The sequence below is a fragment of the Paracoccus sp. pheM1 genome (genome assembly GCF_018499825.1).
GTDB lineage: Bacteria > Pseudomonadota > Alphaproteobacteria > Rhodobacterales > Rhodobacteraceae > Paracoccus > Paracoccus versutus.
Genome location: NZ_JAGXCX010000001.1, coordinates 1,456,497 through 1,477,382 on the forward strand (window position 1 = coordinate 1,456,497; position 20,886 = coordinate 1,477,382).

The 20,886-nt window shown below is 66.7% G+C and carries 28 protein-coding genes and 1 riboswitch; of the genes, 11 read left to right on the forward strand and 17 right to left on the reverse strand.

The genetic code is table 11. From position 1 onward, the window contains the following. Positions 1 to 37: 37 nt before the first annotated feature. From trbG to KF941_RS07330, 5 genes are all read left to right on the forward strand, one after another. Positions 38 to 997: a P-type conjugative transfer protein TrbG gene (gene trbG / locus KF941_RS07310; RefSeq protein WP_214273667.1), complete on the forward strand. Its 960-nt coding sequence runs from the start codon at positions 38 to 40 to the stop codon at positions 995 to 997. Continuing rightward, the gene (locus KF941_RS07315; RefSeq protein ID WP_214272979.1) at positions 994 to 2,166 is read left to right on the forward strand and encodes a TrbI/VirB10 family protein; all 1,173 of its coding nucleotides are present in this window, start codon (positions 994 to 996) and stop codon (positions 2,164 to 2,166) included. Before trbG ends, KF941_RS07315 begins: the two co-directional genes overlap by 4 nt. A 4-nt stretch (positions 2,167 to 2,170) precedes the next feature. Continuing rightward, positions 2,171 to 2,422, forward strand: coding sequence for a DUF2274 domain-containing protein (locus KF941_RS07320; RefSeq protein WP_214272980.1), 252 nt, complete (start codon positions 2,171 to 2,173; stop codon positions 2,420 to 2,422). Positions 2,423 to 2,584: 162 nt separating this feature from the next. Further along, positions 2,585 to 2,854, forward strand: a complete 270-nt coding sequence (locus KF941_RS07325) for a CopG family ribbon-helix-helix protein (protein WP_214272981.1) — start codon at positions 2,585 to 2,587, stop codon at positions 2,852 to 2,854. Beyond that, entirely contained in the window at positions 2,851 to 3,159 is a 309-nt protein-coding gene (locus KF941_RS07330) for a type II toxin-antitoxin system RelE/ParE family toxin (protein WP_214272982.1), read from the forward strand. The genes KF941_RS07325 and KF941_RS07330 overlap by 4 nt, the downstream gene beginning before the upstream one ends. Before the next feature lie 37 nt (positions 3,160 to 3,196). On the opposite strand, the gene KF941_RS07335 is transcribed toward KF941_RS07330, so the two are convergent. After that, entirely contained in the window at positions 3,197 to 3,616 is a 420-nt protein-coding gene (locus KF941_RS07335) for a ribbon-helix-helix protein, CopG family (RefSeq protein WP_214272983.1), read from the reverse strand. 3 nt (positions 3,617 to 3,619) lie between these two features. Beyond that, positions 3,620 to 5,644, reverse strand: a complete 2,025-nt coding sequence (locus tag KF941_RS07340; protein ID WP_214272984.1) for a conjugal transfer protein TraG — start codon at positions 5,642 to 5,644, stop codon at positions 3,620 to 3,622. 399 nt (positions 5,645 to 6,043) lie between these two features. After that, positions 6,044 to 6,244: riboswitch (cobalamin riboswitch) on the forward strand. A gap of 126 nt (positions 6,245 to 6,370) precedes the next feature. Here KF941_RS07340 and KF941_RS07345 point away from each other — a divergent pair. Then, a complete protein-coding gene (locus KF941_RS07345; protein ID WP_214272985.1) occupies positions 6,371 to 7,351 on the forward strand; it encodes a DUF1852 domain-containing protein in 981 nt (326 codons plus the stop codon). Between the two features lie 28 nt (positions 7,352 to 7,379). Then, the gene (locus KF941_RS07350) at positions 7,380 to 8,408 is read left to right on the forward strand and encodes a methionine synthase (RefSeq protein WP_214272986.1); all 1,029 of its coding nucleotides are present in this window, start codon (positions 7,380 to 7,382) and stop codon (positions 8,406 to 8,408) included. Between the two features lie 263 nt (positions 8,409 to 8,671). Here KF941_RS07350 and KF941_RS07355 read toward each other — a convergent pair whose 3' ends face one another. From KF941_RS07355 to KF941_RS07405, 11 genes are all read right to left on the reverse strand, one after another. After that, positions 8,672 to 9,106 (reverse strand): PIN domain-containing protein, encoded by a 435-nt coding sequence (locus tag KF941_RS07355; RefSeq protein WP_214272987.1) that lies wholly within the window; start codon positions 9,104 to 9,106, stop codon positions 8,672 to 8,674. A gap of 3 nt (positions 9,107 to 9,109) precedes the next feature. Then, positions 9,110 to 9,361 (reverse strand): type II toxin-antitoxin system Phd/YefM family antitoxin, encoded by a 252-nt coding sequence (locus tag KF941_RS07360; protein ID WP_214272988.1) that lies wholly within the window; start codon positions 9,359 to 9,361, stop codon positions 9,110 to 9,112. Positions 9,362 to 9,429: 68 nt separating this feature from the next. Next, the gene (locus tag KF941_RS07365) at positions 9,430 to 11,166 is read right to left on the reverse strand and encodes a VirD2 family relaxase/mobilization nuclease (RefSeq protein WP_214272989.1); all 1,737 of its coding nucleotides are present in this window, start codon (positions 11,164 to 11,166) and stop codon (positions 9,430 to 9,432) included. 243 nt (positions 11,167 to 11,409) lie between these two features. After that, positions 11,410 to 11,991 (reverse strand): hypothetical protein, encoded by a 582-nt coding sequence (locus KF941_RS07370; RefSeq protein WP_214272990.1) that lies wholly within the window; start codon positions 11,989 to 11,991, stop codon positions 11,410 to 11,412. A 49-nt stretch (positions 11,992 to 12,040) separates the two neighbouring features. Beyond that, the gene (locus tag KF941_RS07375) at positions 12,041 to 12,523 is read right to left on the reverse strand and encodes a lytic transglycosylase domain-containing protein (protein WP_214272991.1); all 483 of its coding nucleotides are present in this window, start codon (positions 12,521 to 12,523) and stop codon (positions 12,041 to 12,043) included. A 3-nt stretch (positions 12,524 to 12,526) separates the two neighbouring features. Continuing rightward, on the reverse strand, positions 12,527 to 12,862 hold the full coding sequence (locus KF941_RS07380) for a DUF736 domain-containing protein (RefSeq protein WP_214273668.1): 336 nt from the start codon (positions 12,860 to 12,862) through the stop codon (positions 12,527 to 12,529). Continuing rightward, positions 12,862 to 13,464: a S26 family signal peptidase gene (locus tag KF941_RS07385; protein ID WP_214272992.1), complete on the reverse strand. Its 603-nt coding sequence runs from the start codon at positions 13,462 to 13,464 to the stop codon at positions 12,862 to 12,864. Before KF941_RS07385 ends, KF941_RS07380 begins: the two co-directional genes overlap by 1 nt. Continuing rightward, positions 13,461 to 14,843: a DNA cytosine methyltransferase gene (locus tag KF941_RS07390; protein ID WP_214272993.1), complete on the reverse strand. Its 1,383-nt coding sequence runs from the start codon at positions 14,841 to 14,843 to the stop codon at positions 13,461 to 13,463. The genes KF941_RS07385 and KF941_RS07390 overlap by 4 nt, the downstream gene beginning before the upstream one ends. Next, positions 14,840 to 15,340, reverse strand: a complete 501-nt coding sequence (locus KF941_RS07395; protein WP_214272994.1) for a DUF2840 domain-containing protein — start codon at positions 15,338 to 15,340, stop codon at positions 14,840 to 14,842. Before KF941_RS07395 ends, KF941_RS07390 begins: the two co-directional genes overlap by 4 nt. Positions 15,341 to 15,580: 240 nt before the next feature. Then, positions 15,581 to 16,450 (reverse strand): replication initiator protein A, encoded by an 870-nt coding sequence (locus KF941_RS07400; protein WP_214272995.1) that lies wholly within the window; start codon positions 16,448 to 16,450, stop codon positions 15,581 to 15,583. Beyond that, the gene (locus tag KF941_RS07405; protein ID WP_214272996.1) at positions 16,447 to 16,728 is read right to left on the reverse strand and encodes a helix-turn-helix domain-containing protein; all 282 of its coding nucleotides are present in this window, start codon (positions 16,726 to 16,728) and stop codon (positions 16,447 to 16,449) included. Before KF941_RS07405 ends, KF941_RS07400 begins: the two co-directional genes overlap by 4 nt. A 212-nt stretch (positions 16,729 to 16,940) precedes the next feature. Between KF941_RS07405 and KF941_RS07410 the strand changes: the two genes are divergently transcribed. The 4 genes from KF941_RS07410 (at position 16,941) to KF941_RS07425 (ending at position 18,562) form a co-directional block, all read left to right on the forward strand. Beyond that, positions 16,941 to 17,156, forward strand: coding sequence for a helix-turn-helix transcriptional regulator (locus tag KF941_RS07410; RefSeq protein WP_041530016.1), 216 nt, complete (start codon positions 16,941 to 16,943; stop codon positions 17,154 to 17,156). A gap of 185 nt (positions 17,157 to 17,341) precedes the next feature. Next, positions 17,342 to 17,605, forward strand: coding sequence for a DUF2285 domain-containing protein (locus tag KF941_RS07415; RefSeq protein WP_214272997.1), 264 nt, complete (start codon positions 17,342 to 17,344; stop codon positions 17,603 to 17,605). Between the two features lie 146 nt (positions 17,606 to 17,751). Continuing rightward, positions 17,752 to 18,018 (forward strand): DUF6499 domain-containing protein, encoded by a 267-nt coding sequence (locus KF941_RS07420; protein WP_214272998.1) that lies wholly within the window; start codon positions 17,752 to 17,754, stop codon positions 18,016 to 18,018. Positions 18,019 to 18,112: 94 nt separating this feature from the next. After that, positions 18,113 to 18,562, forward strand: a complete 450-nt coding sequence (locus KF941_RS07425) for a DUF2285 domain-containing protein (RefSeq protein WP_240540258.1) — start codon at positions 18,113 to 18,115, stop codon at positions 18,560 to 18,562. Between the two features lie 20 nt (positions 18,563 to 18,582). Here the strand turns inward: KF941_RS07425 and KF941_RS07430 are convergent, their stop codons facing one another. The 4 genes from KF941_RS07430 to KF941_RS07445 form a co-directional block, all read right to left on the reverse strand. Next, complete coding sequence (locus KF941_RS07430; RefSeq protein ID WP_214272999.1) at positions 18,583 to 18,795, reverse strand: hypothetical protein; 213 nt, start codon at positions 18,793 to 18,795, stop codon at positions 18,583 to 18,585. A 105-nt stretch (positions 18,796 to 18,900) separates the two neighbouring features. Next, entirely contained in the window at positions 18,901 to 19,101 is a 201-nt protein-coding gene (locus tag KF941_RS07435; RefSeq protein ID WP_214273000.1) for a hypothetical protein, read from the reverse strand. Between the two features lie 36 nt (positions 19,102 to 19,137). After that, positions 19,138 to 19,341 (reverse strand): hypothetical protein, encoded by a 204-nt coding sequence (locus KF941_RS07440; RefSeq protein ID WP_214273001.1) that lies wholly within the window; start codon positions 19,339 to 19,341, stop codon positions 19,138 to 19,140. A 544-nt stretch (positions 19,342 to 19,885) separates the two neighbouring features. Further along, positions 19,886 to 20,296: a single-stranded DNA-binding protein gene (locus tag KF941_RS07445; RefSeq protein WP_214273002.1), complete on the reverse strand. Its 411-nt coding sequence runs from the start codon at positions 20,294 to 20,296 to the stop codon at positions 19,886 to 19,888. Between the last annotated feature and the right edge of the window lie 590 nt (positions 20,297 to 20,886).

The window sequence follows — 20,886 nt, forward strand, 5'->3', positions numbered from 1 at the left end:
AATGAACTGGAAGCCGGTGAAGCGTTTGCCCGGATGCATGCTGGCCGCGGTCCTGCTGTCGGCCACCGTGCTGGCGGGCTGCGCTACCAGCAAGGCCCCGCAGTTCAGCTATGACGACCATGTCCCGCCGCTGCCGTCGCCGCCCGCTGCCGTTCAGGCTGACCCTGCCCCGAAACCGCTGCATGTGCCACCGGGCTGGACGCCAGCGAAAGGCGGCAATGCGGCGGAAAGCCCCACCGGCCGGGTGGCGAATGCCAATCTCGCGGCGCGGGTCGAGCCGCGCCGCGAGGGCTATTACAATGCCATTCAGGTCTATCCCTGGAGCGATGGCGCGCTCTATCAGGTCTATGCCGCGCCGGGACAGATCACCGATATCGCGCTGGAGCCTGGCGAGCGGCTGACCGGAACCGGCCCCATCGCCGCCGGCGACACCGCCCGCTGGATCATCGGCGATACCGAGAGCGGCAGTGGTGCGTCCCGCCGCGTGCATGTGCTGGTCAAGCCGACCCGGCCGGACATCGCCACCAATCTGGTCATCGCCACCGACCGGCGCCGCTACATGCTGGAACTGCGCGCCGGCGAAGAGACCTGGATGCCGGCGGTGTCATGGCATTATCCGGAAACTTCGTCGGTAACGGCACAGCGGCGGGCGGTTCCCGGGGCGCCGGCGATCCCGGCCGCTGCCGCGCGCAACCATCGCTACGGCTTGCAGATCGAGGGCACGAGCCCGCCCTGGCGCCCCGTCTCGGTCTTCGACGACGGCCGCCGGGTCTATGTCGTCTTTCCACCCGGCATCGCGCAGGGCGAGATGCCGCCGCTCTTCGTCATCGGTCCGGAGGGTGAGCCGGAGATCGTCAACAGCCGTGTGCACGGCAATGTGCTGATCGTCGACCGGCTCTTCGGTGTCGCCGAACTGCGCCTTGGCAGCGGCAAGCGCCAGCAGGTGGTGCGGATCCATCGGTTGCAGTCGGCGGCACAGGGGAGGGTGCCGTCATGAGCGACAGGGAAGCCGCCGCCGCCCCGATGCGCCTGCGCGCCGAACCGCCGCGCGTCACCCGGCTGTCGCGAAAAGTGCTGGCGGGCATGGCCGGGATCGCCGCGCTCGGCGTCGGCGCGGCGCTGATCTATGCGCTGCAGGGCAAGGACGTGGGGCAAACCGGCGGCGAGGAGCTGTTTTCCACCGAGAACCGCGCCACCGCCGACGGGCTGGCCGAACTGCCGCGCGACTATACCGGTCCCGCCCTCGGCCCGGCATTGCCCGGCGATCTCGGCAAGCCGATCCTCAATGCCCGCAATCGCGGCGAACCGATCCCGGCGCCGGACATTTCCGCACCGCTCGAACCCGCGCCCGCCATGGATGCGGCCGAGCAGCAGCGGCTGGCGGAAGAGGAAGCGGCGCGGGTCAGCGGCGTGTTCTTTCAAGCCGGGCCACGGTCTGCGGGTGGGCCGGACATGGGCGCAGGCAGTTCCGTTCGGGCCTCGGGCGGGCTCGGCACCATGGGACAGCCGGAGGGCATGGGGGCGCAGGACCGGCACGCAGCGTTCCTGGGCGCTGCCGCCGATCGCATCACGGTGGCCCCGGATCGTGTCGAACCGCCGGCCTCGCCCTGGATCCTGCAGGCCGGATCGGTGATCCCGGCGGCGCTGATCACCGGCATCCGCTCCGACCTGCCCGGCCAGATCGTGGCCCAGGTCACCCAGCCCGTCTACGACAGCCCGACCGGCTCGATTCTGCTGATCCCGCAGGGCACCCGCATCATCGGCGAATACGATGCCGGCGTGAGTTTCGGCCAGCGACGCGTGCTGCTGGTCTGGAGCAGGCTGATCTTCCCTGATGGCCGCTCCTTGGTGTTGGAGCGTCTGCCGGGCGCCGATGCGTCCGGTTACGCCGGGCTCGAGGACGGCGTCGATTACCACTGGTGGGATCTGATGAAGGCTGCCGGGCTCTCGACGCTGCTGGCAGTGGGCACCGAACTCGCCGCCGACGACGAGGAAGACCGGCTGATCCGCGCCATCCGCGACGGCGCCCAGGATACCGTCGACCAGGCCGGTCAGCAGATCGTCCAGCGCCAGCTGCAGGTCGCGCCGACGCTGACCATCCGGCCGGGATTCCCGGTCAGGATTGTCGTGAGCCGGGATCTTGTGTTCGAGCAGACAGGAGGATGACGCCATGACGAAGCTGAAGCTTGAGCCGATCGCCGACGATACGCCCGTGAAGCTCACCCTCGAACTGCCCGCGAGCCTGCACAGGGATCTGACCCTGTATGGCGAGTTGCTAGGTCGCACCGCACCCGGCGCACAGGGTGCCGCGGTCCCGCCGCAGAAACTCGTCGTGCCGATGCTGGAGCGGTTTCTGGCCTCGGATCGCGGATTCGCAAAGGCAAAACGGGGCGTCAGTGCTGGGCGTCGACCTGGCGACTGACTCATCGTGTCTTGCTGTCTTGCGCGGACAGGGTCCGCGCCAGGCTGAGCAGCCGGCGCAGGGCCGGGTTGTCGCATAACGTCTTCACACCTTACCTCTGAACTGTGGCATGGCCGACCCGGTCGTGCTATCTTGTGCACAGAACAACACAAGGCCTTCACTATGACGGCAAGCACCACCATGACGATTCGGGTTTCCCCCGAGACCAAGCGGAAGCTGGAGCGGATCGCCGGCGAAACCCGGCGCAGCAAGTCGTTCCTCGCGGCCGAGGCCGTTTCCACCTATGTCGAGCGCGAGCTGGAAATCATCGACGGCATCCGGCGCGGCATGGCCGATGCGGAAACCGGCCGCGTTGTGCCGCATGACGAGGCCATGGCCGAGATCGATGCCGTGATCGACGCGGCGGAAGCGAAGCGCGCAGGAAACGCGTGAAGCGGCCGGTGACCTGGGCGCGCGCCGCCCTGGACGACATCAAGGAACAGATCGCCTTCATCGCGCTGGACAACCCGGCCGCCGCAAGGCGGGTTGCGGATCGGCTCCGGGACACCGGCGCAGCTCTCGGAGACATGGCAACCGGGCGCCCCGGCCGGGTCACCGGCAGCTACGAGAAATCCGTCAGCCGCCTGCCCTATATCATCGCCTACGAGTTGCGGACCATAGCAGGCCGGGAAAGCGTCGTCATCCTGCGCGTCATCCATACGTCGCGGGACTGGGCCGATGAGGACTGGCCGCACTGACCCGGAACGCATAGGTGGGTGCGCCGACGTGCTTTACCTACTCTCGCTCCTCCGGCACCTCCTGCCGCAGCTTAGGACCGCTGGCGAGGCGGCGGCCGAGAGCTTCGAGGAAGCGGTCATAGCGCTGGCCGCCCTGCGCCTGCGCGGCGGCCTGCGCCGCCTCGGGCAGCACCGGGGTGGCGGTCAGCCAGGACCGCATGAAGATCGCGAAGGCCTCGTTGGCGATGCCGATATCGCGTTCCAGCCGCTGGATGCTGCGGTCGATACGATCGAGCCGGCGGGTCGTGGCAGCCTCCTGCCGTTCGTCGGCATCGGGGGTGAGGAAGGAGGCGATGGCCGCCTCGGCGATGAGCGAGCGGGATTTGCCGCGCCGGTCGGCATAATCGGCCAGCAGCAGCATCAGGTCCGGGTCGAGATAGACCGAGAGGCGTTTCTTCTTGTCGGCATGTTGCGGCATGGCTCAAAGCTCCATTCCATCGTTCTGGTCCATGGAGATCTGGCGCGCGACCCGGCGCATGTCGCGCACCAACCCCCGGTTGCGGCCCGCCTGCTGTTCCGAGGCATCGAAGTCGGGATCGAATTCGTTCTCGGGAGGCGCAGCCGGCTCCGGGGCGATGTCCTGATACGGCTCCAACCCCGGTTCGCGGCGCAACCCGGCATCGTCCGAGTCCGCGGACGATTGCGCATCGGCCTGTGCAGCGCCGGCATGTGGCGCTGCTCCGGCATCAGCCCCCTGCCCCACGGCATCCAGCTGTGGCGGCTTCAGCCCGGTCCAGTCGTCCGACCGCGCTACCGGCGCAACCCCGCGCGGATCCGGCGGGGACAGCACCCGCTCGCGGAAGCGCGGATCGGCATAATAGCGCGCCTTCCTGGCCCGGATCGGCGGCGTGCCGGCGACCATGACGATCTCGTCCTCGGGCGGCAGCTGCATCACCTCGCCGGGGGTCAGCAGGGGCCGGGCCGTCTCGGAGCGCGAGACCATGATATGCCCGAGCCAGGGCGCGAGGCGGTGCCCGGCATAGTTCTTCATCGCCTTCATCTCGGTGGCGGTGCCAAGGGCGTCGGAGACCCGCTTCGCGGTCCTCTCGTCATTGGTGGCGAAGCTGACCCGGACATGGCAATTGTCGAGGATCGAGTTGTTGGGACCGTAGGCCTTCTCGATCTGGTTCAGCGATTGCGCGATCAGGAAGGACTTGATGCCGTAGCCGGCCATGAAGGCGAGGGCAGATTCGAAGAAGTCCAGCCGCCCGAGGGCCGGAAACTCGTCGAGCATCAGCAGCAGGCGGTGGCGGTCGTCCTTGGCATGCAGGTCCTCTGTCAGCCGTCGCCCGATCTGGTTGAGGATCAGCCGGATCAGCGGCTTGGTGCGGTTGATGTCCGAAGGCGGCACAACGAGGTAGAGCGTCGAGGGTTTTTCCGCCGCGATCAGATCGGCGATGCGCCAGTCACAATGCGATGTCACGGCCGCCACGACCGGGTCGCGATAGAGGCCGAGGAAGGATATCGCCGTGCTCAGCACCCCGGAGCGTTCGTTCTCGGACTTGTTCAGCAGTTCCCGCGCGGCGCTGGCGATGACCGGATGCGGCCCGGCCTCGCCCAGATGCGGGGTCTTCATCATCGCCGCCAGCGTCGCCTCGATCGAGCGGCGCGGATCGGAGAGGAAGGCGGCGACGCGCGCCAGGGTTTTTTCCTTCTCGGCATAGAGCACGTGCAGGATGACGCCGACCAGCAGGGCGTGGCTGGTCTTTTCCCAATGGTTGCGCTTTTCCAGCGAGCCCTCGGGATCGACCAGGATGTCGGCGATGTTCTGGACGTCGCGCACCTCCCATTCCCCACGCCTCACCTCCAGCAGCGGATTATAGGCGGCGGAACCCGCATTGGTCGGATCGAACAGCAACACCCGGCCGTGTCTGGCCCTGAACCCGGCGGTCAGCTGCCAGTTCTCGCCCTTGATGTCGTGGACGATGGCCGAGCCCGGCCAGGTCAGCAGTGTCGGCACCACCAGCCCGACGCCCTTGCCGGAGCGGGTCGGCGCGAAGCAGAGCACATGTTCCGGCCCGTCATGGCGCAGATAGTCAACACCGAGCTTGCCCAGCACGACGCCGTCGGGACCGAGCAGCCCCGCCCGTTCGATCTCGGCCCGGCCCGCCCATCGGGCCGAACCATAGGTCTCGACATCCTCCGCCTCCCGGGCACGCCAGACCGACATCAGGATGGCGATGCCGATGGCGAGGAAACCGCCCGAGGCGGCGATGATGCCGCCCTCCATGAAGATGCGCGGGGCGTAGGCGTCGTAGAAATACCACCACCAGAACAGGGCCGGCGGATAATAGACCGGGATGCCCCAGAGATCGAACCATGCCGGGCCGAGCTGGGGCTGGAAGCCGAGCCGCCAGGCCGTCCATTGCGTGCCGGACCAGACGAACATCAGCACGATCAGGAAGACCACGCTGATCTGGCCCCAGAGAATCTTCGTGCCGGACAAGGTGGTTCCAGCCTCCCTGCAGGTATCCGATGCAATGAGGAAAACCCGCCTGTCGCGGGATTCAACGGCTATGCTTGGGCTGATCGCAAGCTGGCACACTTTGGCGTAGAAATACTTGCGGAATGCGGTGCCCCGACCGCCAGCGCAAGTTGCCAACCACCATCACAAGATTGGCCAGCTTCGGCCAAGAGAGCGGCCCCGCCGCTTCCTATTAACGCTGATTGCCACCAGCGCATACGATGCGAAGAGCCCTTGGCGGACAATCACTCTACGAGGATCGACATGGGGTTCTCCTGACCGAGCTGCCGTCGTCGCTTTACCTCTCTCCTGTGTCATCCTCATAATCTAGATGAGAATTTCGATGCCTCCGCCAGGTTGACTTGGGCGCGGATCCAGCCGACCCTGCCGACAGATCAAGGTGCCGGGGGAAACCCCGGGTAAAAGGGAATCCGGTCAGGCTTTCGCCAATTCCGGAACTGCCCCCGCAACTGTTGGCGGAGAGCCTGTCCGACATGCCACTGGCGCGGATTTCGCGTCGGGAAGGCCGGTCCAGGTGACGACCCGCAAGTCAGGAAACCTGCCTCGATCTTTCACCTGTTCCGGCCGCGGTGGGCGCGTCGGGAGCGGCCTATCCGCAAGGTGAAATCGCCGCTTCGTGACAACCGTCACGGGGATCGTTTGGTTTTCATGGCCCGTGACCGCGGGCCGCTCGGAAGGCATGCCAGGATGAGTGACCTCGCCTATTCCATTACAACCGTTCGTTTCGACGACACCTATCGCCCGTCGGACAACACTCGCGCCACAACCAATTTTGCCAATCTGGCCAGGGGCGAGGCGCGGCAGGACAATCTGCGCAACGCGATCACGATGATCGACAACCGTTTCAATGCGCTGGCGGATTGGGACAATCCGGGCCGTGACCGCTATTCGGTCGAGCTCGACATCATCTCGGTCGCAGTCAGCATCGGCGGTGGACGCCATGTCGATGCCTTTCCGTTGATCGAGATCTTGAAGCCGACCATCCTCGACCGCCTGTCGGGTCGACGGATCGCGGGTATCGCGGGGAACAACTTTTCGTCCTATGTGCGGGATTACGACTTCAGCATCGTGCTGCCCCGGCACAATCGGGATCGCAAGGATCTTGATACGCCGGAAGATTTCGGAGACCTGCACGGCAACCTGTTCAAGAGCTTCCTGCACTCGGCAGCCTATCGGCAATGCTCCGGGAAACCGCCGGTCATCTGCCTGAGCGTCTCGACCAGCCGGACATATCACAGAACTGAGAACCGACACCCGGTTCTGGGCGTCGAATACCGGCAGGGCGACTTATCCCTCACCGACCGCTATTTCGGCAAGATGGGGTTGCAGGTCCGCAACTTCATGCCCCCGAACGCGGTTGCGCCACTGGCGTTCTATCACACGGGCGACCTGCTCAATGACTATTCGACGCTGGAGCTTGTCGGCACGATCAGCACGATGGAAACCTTCCAGCGGATCTATCGCCCGGAAATCTACAACGCCAACTCTCCTGCGGGTTCGACATATCGGCCGAGCCTGACGCATCGGGACTATTCGCTGACGCGGGTCACCTATGACCGCGAGGAACGCAGCCGGCTGGCGGTCGAGCAGGGCGAATTTGCCGAGGAACATTTCATCACGCCCTGCCGGGACATTCTTGCAGAATGGTCCGGCCAATACGCCGCCTGATCATCCGAACCAGCCAGGAAAACGCGCAATGAACAAACTTCTGCCCACCTCCACCGCAGGAAGCCTGCCCAAACCGTCATGGCTCGCCGAGCCGGAAAAACTCTGGTCACCATGGAATCTGCAAGGAGAGGAGCTGCTTGAAGGCAAGCAGGATGCCCTGCGCGTGGCCCTGCATGATCAGCGGCAGGCGGGCATCGACATCGTCAGCGACGGCGAGCAGACGCGCCAGCATTTCGCCACCACCTTCATCGAGCATCTGGAAGGCGTCGATTTCGAGAAACGCGAAACCGTCCGGATCCGGAACCGCTATGATGCCAGTGTCCCGACCGTCGTCGGCGCCGTATCGCGCAACAGGCCGGTATTCGTCGAAGATGCGAAATTCCTGCGTGCACAGACCGATCAGCCCATCAAATGGGCCCTGCCGGGTCCGATGACCATGATCGACACGCTCTACGACGGCCATTACAAAAGCCGTGAAAAGCTGGCCTGGGAATTCGCCCGTATCCTCAACGAAGAGGCGCGGGAGCTGGAGGCGGCCGGTGTCGACATCATCCAGTTCGACGAGCCGGCTTTCAACGTTTTCTTCGACGAGGTGAACGACTGGGGGGTTGCAGCGCTGGAGCGGGCGGCCGAAGGTCTGACATGCGAAACAGCCGTTCACATCTGCTATGGCTACGGGATCAAGGCCAATACGGACTGGAAGAGGACTCTGGGTGCGGAATGGCGGCAATACGAGTCAGTCTTCCCCAAACTGCGGACATCCAGCATCGACATCTTGTCGTTGGAGTGTCAGCACTCCCACGTTCCGATGGATCTGATCGAGCTTCTGCGGGGAAAGAAGGTGATGGTCGGGGCCATCAACGTGGCGACCGACACGATCGAAACCCCCGAAGAGGTTGCCGAGGTCTTGCGCAAGGCGTTGCAATTCGTGGAGGCCGACAGGCTTTATCCCTGCACCAATTGCGGGATGGCGCCCTTGTCGCGCAACGTGGCAAGGCGGAAGCTGGCGGCGTTGAGCGCTGGTGCCGATATCGTGCGGCGAGAGCTTTCGGCGTGATGCTCATGTTCCGAAGCGTAGGCATGTCCTCCGCAAGCGGCTATCTGGACGTGGGGTTTGCCGGGGACGGGCTTGGGTGCGATCCTGGCCTGGTCATGGTTTGCCCGCGCCTCGCCGTTTCGGGCTGATCATCGATCCCCATCATTGTGGCCACCGTCCGCTCCGTCCCGCAGAGCGGTCCTGCTGGTCATACCCGGTTCCATCGACCGGTGCTCTCCGGTTCCCGGAATCTCATCAAGCGATGCCTCCCCTCACCGCTGCCGCTATGCGGGCAGTTCCTTTAGCGGATTGGCGTAGGGCACGCCGAGCGGTGCGAAATGCCGTTCGTTGGCGGTCAGCACGGTCAGGCCATGCGCGGCCGCCGTCGCGGCGATGGCGATGTCCTCGAAGCCCGGATCATGGGCACGCGCCCGGTCGAGGATCGCGCCGGCCTGACGGGCCTCGTCGATGCCGAAAGGCAGAATCCGACGGGCATAAAAATGCTCGACGGCCGCGAGCCAGCGGCGCAGCGCCGGGGCCTTGCTGCTGGCGCCGATCCTGACCGCGCGGACGATGCCGGCCTCGATCTCGGCGATGGTGATGGCCGAGAGATAGAGCCGGTCGCTCTGGGCGCGCATCCAGGCGGCAAGAGCCTCCGCATCGGCATCGCGCCGGCTCGGCGCGGAGGCCGAGAGAATGTTGGTGTCGAGCAGGTACAAGGGTCAGAGGTCCGTATCCCGCAGCCCCCGCGCCGGCTTGCGGGTGCGTTCGGGAATGTCCTCCGGCTCACCGGGGAAGGCCAGCAGCAGATCGGCGAAATCCGGCACCCGGGAGATGCGCTGCCATTCCTCGAAGGAGAGCAGCACCGCCTCCTTGCGGCCGTGCCGGGTGATCACCGTCGGCTCGCCGGCCACGGCCTGGTCGACCACGGCGGAAAGTGTCGCCTTCGCATCCCGCAACTGGAGTTCCTTCATGGCCGATCCTCGTTATGACTATCTGTAGTCATATGGGATTGCCGCGCAGGCCGTCAAGGTGATCGGCCCTACAATCCCAGCCCGCGCTTGCGGCCGAAGCTCCAGTCCACGCCGCCATCGCCGCGCGCGACGCCGGAAACGTGCTGACCCAGATGCCGTTCGAGCGAGGGCGTCCAGGGCACCAGCTTGAAGCCCAGCCCGTCGTCGATCATGGCGAAGCGGCCGGAGGAAAGGATGAAGCGCCGGCGATAGGTGCCCGCAATGGTGTCGCCACCGGCTGTGCGCTCGAACGACAGGCCGGTCTTGGTGGCAAGCTTCTCAGCCACGTCGCCAACCTCGCGCTCGCGCAGCCGGTCGAGCAGCCGGCGTGCAAAGATGACACGACTGCCCTGCCGCTCGGCCAGCCCTTCCTCGATCAGGTGTTCCGCGCGCCGCTTCATGGCCTGGCGGACCTCTATGCCGAAGCCAGCCTCCGACAGCGCCGCGGGATCGCGGGCCACCGCCTGCCGGTCGAGCCAGGTGGCGCCGCCGGCGGTGACTTGGGCGCGGAGATCGAGATCGGAGCGCACCGCCAGCGCGGTGCGGCGCACGCCCTTCGCATCCTCGTATCTGCGCAGCTCGACGATGGAGCCGGGCGCGCTGTCGCCGGCGGCATCGAAACTCGGCAACCGGATGTGATGGGTGCGGCCGTCGACGCCGTCGATCACCGCATAGGCGCTGCCCTTCAGCTCGTCGTCATGGCCGCGCTCGACCAGCCGGCCGAGGATCGGCCCATCGGCCTCGCCGGCGAAGACATAGTCCGAGACCCCGCGATCGATCCCCTGCCCCGACAGCGCCCGATGGATGCGCTTGATGATATCGCCGCGCTCGCCGATCTCGCGCAGCACGGTCTCGGCCTCGGGCCGGATCACCCATTGCGCCTGCCCGACCTGATCGGCCAGGCCGAGGCGTTCCAGATGCCGCAGTCGCCCGATCTTCTGCGGCAGGTAATCGTCGCGGGCACCGTCGATGCCCGATGCCATGTCGATGATGCCGGCCTTGCCGGCATCCCGGACCAGCTGGCGGTCGAGCGCGGTCCAGCGTTCCACCTCGACCTGCCGCATCAGGCTGCGGCGGATCTCGTGGTCATGGCGCGGCCCCAGTTCCCGGGTGATCAGGTTCTGCGCCCGGTCGCGCAGCCCTTCGCGGATGTAGTCGCGGGAGATGACCAGATCCTTGCCGTCATCGGCGCGTCCCCGCAGGATGACATGGACATGGGGATTGTCGGTGTTCCAGTGATCGACGGCGATCCAGTCCAGTTCGGTGCCGAGATCCTTTTCCGCCTGCGCCATCAACTCCCGCGTGAACCGCTTCAGGTCCGCCATGTCGGCGGCATCCTCGGGCGAGACGATGAAGCGGAAATGATGGCGGTCGTCCTCGCTGCGCTCGGCAAATTCCTTGATGTCGGTATTGTCGGTCTCCGGACCGAACATCCGCGCCTTTTCCCCATCGCGGGTGACACCGTCGCGGCCGAGATAGCCCAGATGCCGCGGCAGCGCGGCGGCCTGCCCGGTTCTGCGGACCACCCGGACCTTGACGGTGCAGAGCCGCGTGCGGCGGGTGATCAGCCTGTTGGCGCGGACGGCGGCGCTGCGGCCCCGTCCGAAGCGCGACGCAGCCGGCGACACGATCCTGCCGCTGCGCGAGACGCGCCCGCCGGCCTTCTGGGCGGCGGCAAGCGCCTGGGCCACGAACGGCCGGGCGCGCTGGTTGCGGCTGGAGCGGATGCGGCCCGGGCGGATGCGGAACTCCTCCTCGTTGCTCATGGGCCGATCTCCTGCGAGGTGCAGGATTTGTTCGGAAACCTGCATAATCCGGAAAACTGCGAGGTGCGGATCGGCGCTGCGATGTGCGCAAAACCCTCGAAAACCCGGCAACACCCCCGACCGCCCGATCCGCACATCGCGGGCTTTTATCTTGCATGTTTTTCAAGGGCGGCGTGGCCCAAGGGGCCGCGCCGCCCGGCACTACTCTGCAGTATCCTATGCTGCGATTTTTCCGATGGATGCTCACGGCGGACCTCCCGGAAGGGATCGCCCCCGGCGGGCACGATCCGATGGCGGCAGAGCGGGCAGCGGATCGTCCGGCAAGGTGAATTTCCGCTGCCACGAGTGCCACGCCGCAGTGACGGCGCCGGTGCCGGGGAACAGATCGTCGAGCCTGTCCTCGGGCCGCGCCGCGACCATTTCGAAGCACCAGTGACAGACGGCTTCCGGCTTGGCGCCGGTCAGCCCGCGGCGCAGGGCGATGCTTTCCTGGACCCAGTCGCGCAGCACCAGCCGCTTGCTGACCACGGGCTTGCGGGCGGCTTTGACGATGACCGGTTCCCAGGCCCAGGCGACCGGGACGTTGCGCCTGAAGGCGGCGAATCCCTTCACCCAGGCCATCCAGCGGGCGCCCGTCGGCGCGACCAGCGGCGCGAGCACGGCGAAGGAGCGCGGCGTCGCAGCGGCATGCAGGATCCAGCCATCGTAGTCGCGTTCCAGCTGCGCGATCAGCGCCGCATGATCGACCTCGCCGGCGTAATCGGGGCGGCCGCGGTAGAGATGCGCGCAGCCGATATAGGGCGGGTCGGCATAGGCGATCTTCATGGCTGCGGGCTCCTGTCTGCGCAGGCGCAGTGTTGTTTGGAATGATTTTTCATTGCACGGATCTCGCATTCGACCGGCGAACGAATAGGCCGTCGGATTGCGGTGCGAGGGCGAAGCCATCGCCCGCAGACCGGGTGTCCAGGCTTTCGACGGCTGGCTCATCTGACGGCATTGAATCTGCAGCCGATGTGCCGCTGGGCTGCGTTCGTTTCGCGTCCGGGCTGTCAAACTTGCTGCCGGTGAAAAGCGGGGCCTCGCGCCAGTCGCGCGGCGGCACTGCGGCGAAACCGGCGCCGGGAAGCGGCTCGCCGCCGAGCAGCGGCGCGAGCGCGGCGACATAGGCGCGGGTCTCGGCCGGCAGGGTCCGGCCCGAGGCCAGGTATTCGTCGTAGCGCCCCGGCCCGGCATTGTAGGCCGCCAGCATGCCGGCAGCCGGGACAGCGGCGAGGGCCAGGCCGGAAAGAAGAAGGGCGGCAGCATGACGGGCGGCGCCAGCCCGCCCGTCTGCATGGTGAAGGACGGAAACCGGCATGGCTCAATCCCGCTCGTCGCGTTTTCTGGGGCGCGACCAGTGCAGGCCCCAGTTGCGGCCATGCTCGTCCGACTGGAACAGCCGGGCGCGGATCGGCTGCCCGAAGACGGGATCGTCGATTGCGACCGAGATGTAGGTTCCGGCCTTCTCGCCGCTCTGGATCCAGCCGGCGCCGATCTCCGGGCCGTCCTCGCCATCGAGATGGATGCGGTAATCCGGGGCCTTCTCGACATCGGCATTGTGAGTGGGCACGAAGACCAGTTGCAGGTCGAGCGTGACGGTGCGGACGCGGCCCTCGTAGCCGTCTTCCGTACGGGTGAATTCTCCGATCTGTGGCATCATTTGGTCCCTTCGGTTGCAGTTGGAGCGAAGTTCAGGGGGCCGTCTTCCGCACCGGCGACAGGCCTGCGGAAGCGGCCGTCGCCATCCGCATCGGTCCAGAGCGGGACGATGCGGGCGGTGACGCTGGTGAGCGGGAGCGGGCCGAAATAGCGGCCGTCGAGACTGTCCCCGGCCTCCCGGTTCATGAGAAAGACCTCGTCCGCGGCGACGATCCGGCAGCCCTGCCATACCGGCAGCGGCCGGCCGCGCCGATCGCGCTCGCGCGCCGCGCCGAGGACCTGGCCGTCGACGGTGATCGTGATGCCGCTGCGGCAAACCCGCGCGCCGGGCAGCGCGGCGACGTGCTTCAGCAGCGGCACGCCGGGGCCGACATAGCCGCGCGCGGTGACGAACTGGGCGAGCGGTTCGGGCGGCGCGACCGCGACCAGATCGCCGACGGCGAGTGTGGTCGGCCGTTCAAGGCGGTAGAGGCCGATGGGAAGGCTGGCGGACTCGTTCCAGATCAGCCGCGGCGCGATGTCGGTGACGGAGATGCCGCCGATCAGCAGCACGGCGAGGCCAGTCACGGCGAGATATTCGGTGCGAATCCGACGGGTCATGACGCACCCCCGGGATCCGTATGATCATCGGTGAATGTATCGTCGGTGCGACCGGCGCCTGCATGGTCGTCGGCACCGGCATCACCGCCGTCTGCGCTGGTGAATGCGGTGCCCGCAGTGGAATCATCCGCCGGTGTGCCGCCAAGCACCGCATTCAGCGCGGCCTCGCTGCGCAGGATGGCGCGGCCGATGGCCTCGGGGATCTGCGGCACCACCGCGTCGCCGAAGGCCTCGACGATCAGGCTCGCCGCAGACGTCCCCTTGCGGCTGCCGAGCGCAATGCGCGTGCCAGCCAACCAGGCGGAAAGCCCTGCATCCAGCCGTAGGTGATGGGCAATGCCGCCGTTCCAGTCAGGCCATGGCTCCGCAAGATTGCCGCCAGCGCCAGCGCCCCGGCCCATTTGTCCGGCGCGCGGTCGGTCATGGCCCCGTCCATCACCGCATCCATCGTCGGCGATTTGCGCCGGTCGTAGGCCGGGCTCCAGCCGTCCATGCGGCTGTCCCGTTTCATCGGCGTCGGCAGGATTTCCGGTGCATTCGGATTGCTCGCGGTCATACCCGCATGACGGCTTTTGTGGCCCCGAAGCTGGCTCAGAAGATCCCCTCTGCCGCCGCGATCGGCATCCGTCCTGCGCGGCGTGGCGAGGATCATCCGCAGCGGATATGTCGAGCCCGCGCCGCCTCCGGCCCCGTCCTTCATCCCGTCCGAGGCCATCGGCGTCGGCAAGGGATGGTTGCGGAACAGGTCGTAAAGGCCGGATTCCCTCATCGCCCGTCGCGCGCCCGATCCCCCCTCCAGCCGCATCCCGCCCTGCCGGGATTGCGACACGGGCGCCGGCAAGCTGCTGCGGGTCGCAGCCGATGAGCCAGGACCGCCTGCGGACATGGTTGGCGCCGATATCCGCAGCACCCACCACGCATGGCCAGCAGGCGTAGCCGAGCGCTTCCAGCTCATCGAGCAGCCGGTCGGCGCCGCGAGTTCTGAGGTTAGAGCTATTTTCAAAAGCGAACCAGCGAGGGCGGCACTCTCCGACCAGCCGCACGGCCTCGAGATAGAGCCCCGAGCGTTCACCCTCGATCCCCTTACCCTTGGTGTTGGCGCTGCTGATGTCCTGGCAGGGCGGCGAGCCGACGACGATGTCGGGCAGGCAGCCGAGGTCGGAAACAAGTCGAGCTGCCGTGAGGGTGCGGATATCGGCGTAGAGTCTGACATGCGGGAAGTTCTCCGAATAGAGGATGCGCCGCCATTCCACGATCTCGCAGGCGGCGACGGTGACGAAGCCCGCTCGGTGCAACCCGAGCGACCAGCCGCCCGCGGCGCCGCTGAAGAGGTCGAGCACGCGCAGGGGTAGAGAAAGGTGAGAGCGATGCGAAGTCATCCGCCCACCCTCCGGCGCTTCAGCCAGGCGGCATGCTGGGCTCTGGTGTAGGTCCGGAACGGCTCTCCCGCCGCCATGCGGTTGTGAAGATGCCGCCAGTGCTCCGGCGAGACCAGGCAGGGATCGATGCCCAGCGCTTCGATGGCATCCACCGCCTGCAGCACCCGCTCGACCTTCGGCCAGCCGGAGATCCGAAGCAGGATCTCGGCGCCCGGGCGGACGCAGGGCAGCGTCTGGAACGGCTCACCCCGCCCGACGGCGCGCAGGATGTCGAGCCGGGAGACCACGGTGCCGTAGTCGTTGCCCGCCCAGCGCACGAGGGCAAAGACATTGCCGGGCAATAAGCCGACGGTCCGGCGCTGGCTGTCGTGCCGGTGTTCGTGACAGAAGCGCCCGAAGCGCAGCCAATGCTCGACCCGCCTCTCCCGCCAGATCAGGTCCGCCTCGGTGATCGGGACCGGCGCGGATCCTACGATTTCGGAGGGACGCGCGCTCATTCGCCACCCCCTCTCATGGCGCGGTCAGTCTCCGATTCAAGGGACAAAACGGCGTTATCCACCGCCTGTCGCGCCCCTACAATGTTAGGATTCCTTAAGTTAGGTAAATTAGGAGGGGCCGAATTCCTGTTCGGATTCAGCAGGGTTACACGGCCTCCGGGTTCCCGATAGTACGAGGATCGGGTTCCCGATAGTACGGGTCGAGGGGTTCCGGATAGTACGAGAGGTTCCACAGCTTGTTCACAGTCTGATCCCGCCGCCCGAGGGCCGGCGCGGATCGTTGTCATCGGGTTGGAAATGCAGCCGCGGCAGCCCGTCGGAACCGACAGCGAGCGACAGGCGATAACCGGGCAACGGTTGTTTTTGGACGATGGCCCGGACTTCGAAGGCGAAGCGCTTGAACGGCGAGAGGCTGCCGGACTTCAGGTGCAGGTGCCGGAGGTCGAAGCTCCAGCCGCCGGGCTGCCGGCCGCCATGGCGGCGCACCAGGCGGTAGAGCCAGCGCTCCAGCCCGCCCTTCAGGTCGAAATAGGCCCGGTCGATGGTCAGGACCAGCGCATCGTCCATCACCCCGGCATAGAACCAGTCGGGCAGGATCAACTCGATCCCCAGCGGCCGGCGCCGATCGTCGAGCAGTTCCTTCCATTCGTTGATCCAGGAGAAGCGGTGCCGCCGCCGCTCCGCCGGCTGGCGGATCGAGGTGGCGACGGTCGTCGACTGCAGCCGGTCGAGGGCGGCCTTCAGGCGGCGATACCCGAGACCGGAATCGGTTCGGCCGATGAAGGTCAGAATCTCGTACGGCGTCGCGGCCATCAGGCGCGAGGTGCGCAAGCCGTGGTTGCGGGCCTCGACGATCTGGCTGGCGGCCCAGATCAGGATGTCGGCATCCCAGATCGTCGCCATGCCGTGTTCCGGCGTCGCCTCGACGCGGATCGAAACCGCACCCATGTGGAAATCGATCGGCACCACCCGGCGCGACTTGGCCAGCGAGAAGAACGGCCAGGACATCAGGTCGCGGGAATCGCGCGCGGCGATGTCGCGGGCAACCGGCCGGAACAGGTTCATCTGCCGGCCGTCGCAGATGCGGCGCAGGGACAGTGAAGGGGTCATCGCGCCTTTCCCCGTCCAGCACCTATGATGCCAGCGACTCGCCCATCGGGACGGCGTGCCGCCGTCGCCATTTCCGAGGTGGACTGGCGCGCCGAGCCCTCGATCCAAGCACGCAGATCGGCGATGGTGTAGACGACACGGCCGCCGAGCTTGCGGTAGACCGGGCCGGTGCCGCCGCAGCGGTGCTTTTCCAAGGTGCGCGGCGAGAGGTCGAGAAGCCGGGCGGCTTCCTCGGTGCGCACGAAGCGCGGCCAGGCGGGATCGGGGTCGTTCTGCATCGTCGGTCTCCGTCGCAGGACCCGCCGGAGAGGCGGGGTTGCGGCGACGATGGCGCAAAAGCGGCACCGGGCCGGAGTGACAGAATGACGAGCCGGTTTTTGTCACCCCCCTTCGCGGGGAGTCGACGGCCGGCTGACGAAAAGCTTTCCCGGCCCACGAATCCCCATTATACTGGGTGGCGCCGGATCGGGTGCCCGGCGACTCCTCCGGCATGAGACTGCGGGAGCGAGTTGCCAGGAATCTGCGCCGGCTGAGACAGGAGAAATCCCTGTCGCAGGAGGAGCTTGCCGACCGTGCGGACATCAACCGGAACTATGTCGGGATGCTGGAGCGCGAGGAGAACGCGGCGACGGTCGACATGCTGGAAAAGCTCGCCGCGGTGCTCGAGGTCGATCCGGTGGAGCTGCTGCGCCGCGACAAGGATTAGGCGGTCGGCGGCTGTTCGCCCGTTTGCGCGACAATTCGCAGGTTTGCGCCGATCGCCGGGATACGCTCATGCCCATTCCGGAATCCGTGCATTCCGAAATGCCCGATACCCGGTATCGTTCTTTCCCCTAGAAAGGGAACGCCGCGTCCCCCATCCTGGACGCGGGCCGGATACAGGAGAGCCCCATGGCCGCTGACGCCTTCGAGGAGACCCCGCCGCAGTCGGAACGGCTGACCGGCTATGACGAGGCCCATCTGACCACCTACCTGCGGCTGCTCGACGCCGAGGAGGAAGGCGCCGACTGGCGCGAGGTGGCCCGGATCGTCTTCGGCCTCGACGTGGACGCCGATCCGGACCGGGCGAATCGCATCCATGACAGCCATCTGGCCCGGGCGCGCTGGATGACCGAGGCCGGTTACCGCCAACTTCTGAAACCCGGCTTGCGCTGACGCAGGGAACGGCAGTCGTATTTGTCTGCGCTTTTAGGTCGGTTGCGGCCTGCTTCATATTCCCGGCGGCGATCTTCGCGCAATTGCCGGTTGTCCGCATACTCCCGGCATCCGACCCGCCTTTCCTTCCGATGGAGAACAGAGCCATGCCGTCTTCCACCGACTGGAGGTCTCCGGGCTATGACGACCGGTTCCGGACGCTCGACCGTGCCCGGATGACCTTCCAGTTCCTGCGCCGCAACCGCCGCTATCGGGCGGAGTATTCCAGGATCCGCAAGCATATCGGGCGCGGGGCGCCCGTTGCCGACAGCGCAAGAGAGGAGATCGCCCGGATAGCCCGCCGCTGGGGGCTGATGTTTCCCGGTCGATCCGGCCCTTCCGGCATCGGAGGCGCGGCCACTCTGGCAGCCTGATGCGTTTCCCGCCGCCCTGATCCTTACTGCGGCACCCGAAGGCTACGACCGGCCAATGCTGCTCGGGCCGGACGATCTGCCGTTGGTCCCTGTCTTGCGGGCGAGAGATGGGCTGCATGGCATCGTCGACGATGCGGGCGGCGATCACCGGCTCTGGTTTCCGCAAGGCGTGGCCCGCATCCGGCTGGCGGTCCTGGTGCCGCTCGACGAGGATCTGATGATCCGGCTGAACAGCATCCGGCGGTTCCACCGGCTGCTGACCGGCAGGCCGGTCAGGCCGATCCCGTCCCTGCTGGCGCTTTCGGCATCCGAGCGGTACCGCGCCACCCTGATGCTGCGTGCCTGGGACGGGGCCGAATCCGGGGCCTCCCGCCGCGACATCGCCGGCGTCCTGTTCCGGACGGATTTCAGCGGGCTGAGCGCCGCCGAGTGGAAATCGGCCTCCGAGCGCCGGCAGCTGGCCCGCATCCTCGCCGAGGCACGGGCCATGGTCGGCGGGGAATACCTGACCTTGCTGCGGGGCGAGACCCGCCGACGGCGCTGAACCGACGTCCGCTCGCGGCGTCAGGCGCTTTCGATCTCGCTCGGGGTGTCGAGAAGGAGGTCGGCGGCTTCGGTCATCGCCTGCAGGAGGAGGATCTGGGCCAGTTCCTCGTCCTGGGTCTGCATCCATCCCCTGCTGATCCGCTCCAGTTCTTCGAGCCGGTGCGGATCGCGGCGGAGCAGGGCGTCGGCGGCTTCGGCCATCAGTTCGGTCACCGTGGTCGGGTTGTTCATGGTTGTTCTCCGGTCGGGTTGCAGGGCTGACCCATTCGGCCCCTTCCACTGGCGCAGCCTCGCCAGGCGTTTGCCTTGGCGGGGTTTCCGATCCCGCTGGCGCATTCAGATGCCGTAGAGCTCGGCCTCGTATCGTTCCCGGCGCATGCGGAGGAATGCCTCAATCTCCGCGGGGGTGGTCGAACCGTATTCGACCATCTGGCCGAGCAATTCGAGGGCTTCGTGGATGTCGTTGCGGTCGAAGCCGAACTCGCATTCGGCGTGGATCTTCGCCGCGAGGGCGGTGGTTTCGGTTTCACAGGTCACGGACATTCTCCGGTCGGGGCGTGGGGCTCATGGTGGTCAGATCAGACCCGCCTTCCGAAGCCAGTTCGCGGCATCGGCGGCATCGGTTGCGTGGACAATGACCGTCAGGGTCATGCTGTCGCGGCTGGCGCGTGCCTTGACCCCGGTATCGGCATCCATGCCCATCTCGATGTCCTCGAGGTTGATGCGGCTCGCCAGGGGGTTGCTGGGGATGTTGATTTCGAATGTCGCGGTATGCATGGGCTTGTCTCCGGCTTCGGGGGCCGATCCGTCCGGCCCCTTCCACCACCCCGACCCCGCATTGCGGGGAGCATGGCGCCGGCGGATGGCGACCACCTTGGCGCCTTACGAATAGTCTAGCAAAAACAAGGCCATAGCGCAAGTGGATTATGACTATTTATCCATTATTTTCAGCCTGTTAGCGGGGATTGGAGTCTTTTCCCGCAGCCTCCGAAACGCCCACGATGCCCACCCCGTTCGCCGGTGGGCACCCGTTCCCTTCTGCTCCGAAGCAAAATGCGCCGTTCCCGCCCACGCGCCGACGATCATGCGAAGCCCATTGGTGGCGCTGTGCGCTGCCTGTTCCGCAGCCCTTTTCCCAAGCCCATGTTTCTTCCTCACGGGAAAAGGACGGAGGCCGAGGAAAGGCAGCAGCCCCCGCCGGAGGCTTTCCGGCCGGTCGATCCGGCCGGGAAGCCTTCTCTTGCCGGCGCGGCCTCGGGGCGATCCGCTGCGGACATGGGAAAACCCGGCGGCTGGTGCCGCCGGGCCTCTGGCCTCCCGCTCAGGAGGGGATGTCGTCTTCGTCGATGAACCGGCCCTCGTCCTCGTCACCGGTTTCGGACTGCGGCGCCCGGCTCAGGAAATCCACCGTCTCGGCGACGATCTCGCAGCCGTAGCGGTCGTTGCCGTCCGCGTCCTGCCATTTCGTGTAGTGGATGCGGCCGCGCACCAGCACCTTCGTGCCGGATTCGCAATATTGCTGGATGGTCCGGCCCAGGCCGTTGAAGGCGACGATGCGGTGCCATTCCGCGTCCTCGACCCGATAGCCCTTCTCGTCGCGGACGACGCGGCCTTCCGAATAGCGCGGGCGCGAGGTGACCAGCTTGAAGCGGGTGACATCGGTGCCGCTGCGGGTGGTGCGGGTTTCGGGGGCCTGGCGGATGGTGCCGGCGAGGATGACGATGTTCTGCATTGTCTGTCTCCGTTGCTTCACCGGAGGGACCATTCCCTCCGACGAGACCCGGCCAAGTCCGTCGGGAGGCACCTGCAACTGACGCCCCCTTCGGGCGGCGGCTTGCCCGCAAGGCTTCGGAGTGGGGCGGGCAGCCGCGCCTTGCGCGGCAACACGGTCCGGAGCCTTGGGGGTTGCCGGTGAAAACCGCACGGAGTTAGGGGATCGGACAGGCGGAGGGATTGGTTCGTCCGGGGGGCATGACGGGGACGGATCGCAGAACGGCGGCGTTCTCGCCGGTGCCGTCCTGTCTGTATGGCCCCTGGAACCCGCACCACCCGCAGCGGTGCCGCTTCGCTTCGGCTTGCTGGTCAGCCTTGCGGCTGCCGCCGGAAGGCCGGGGCGTTCGGGGCGGGAAGGATCGGGCTGTCGGGCCGGGGGCGCGGGATGGCATGGCTGCCGTTGCATCGGCTCTGGACCGGATCGTCCGGCAGTATTGCGAGGCCGGCAGGAAGCTGGTCGCATCGCGGCGGGCATGCACTAGACGAAATGGCAGGATGCGGACGGCGGGGACCGTTAGGGCAGCGGGGTCGGCGGCGCGTCGGATTTCC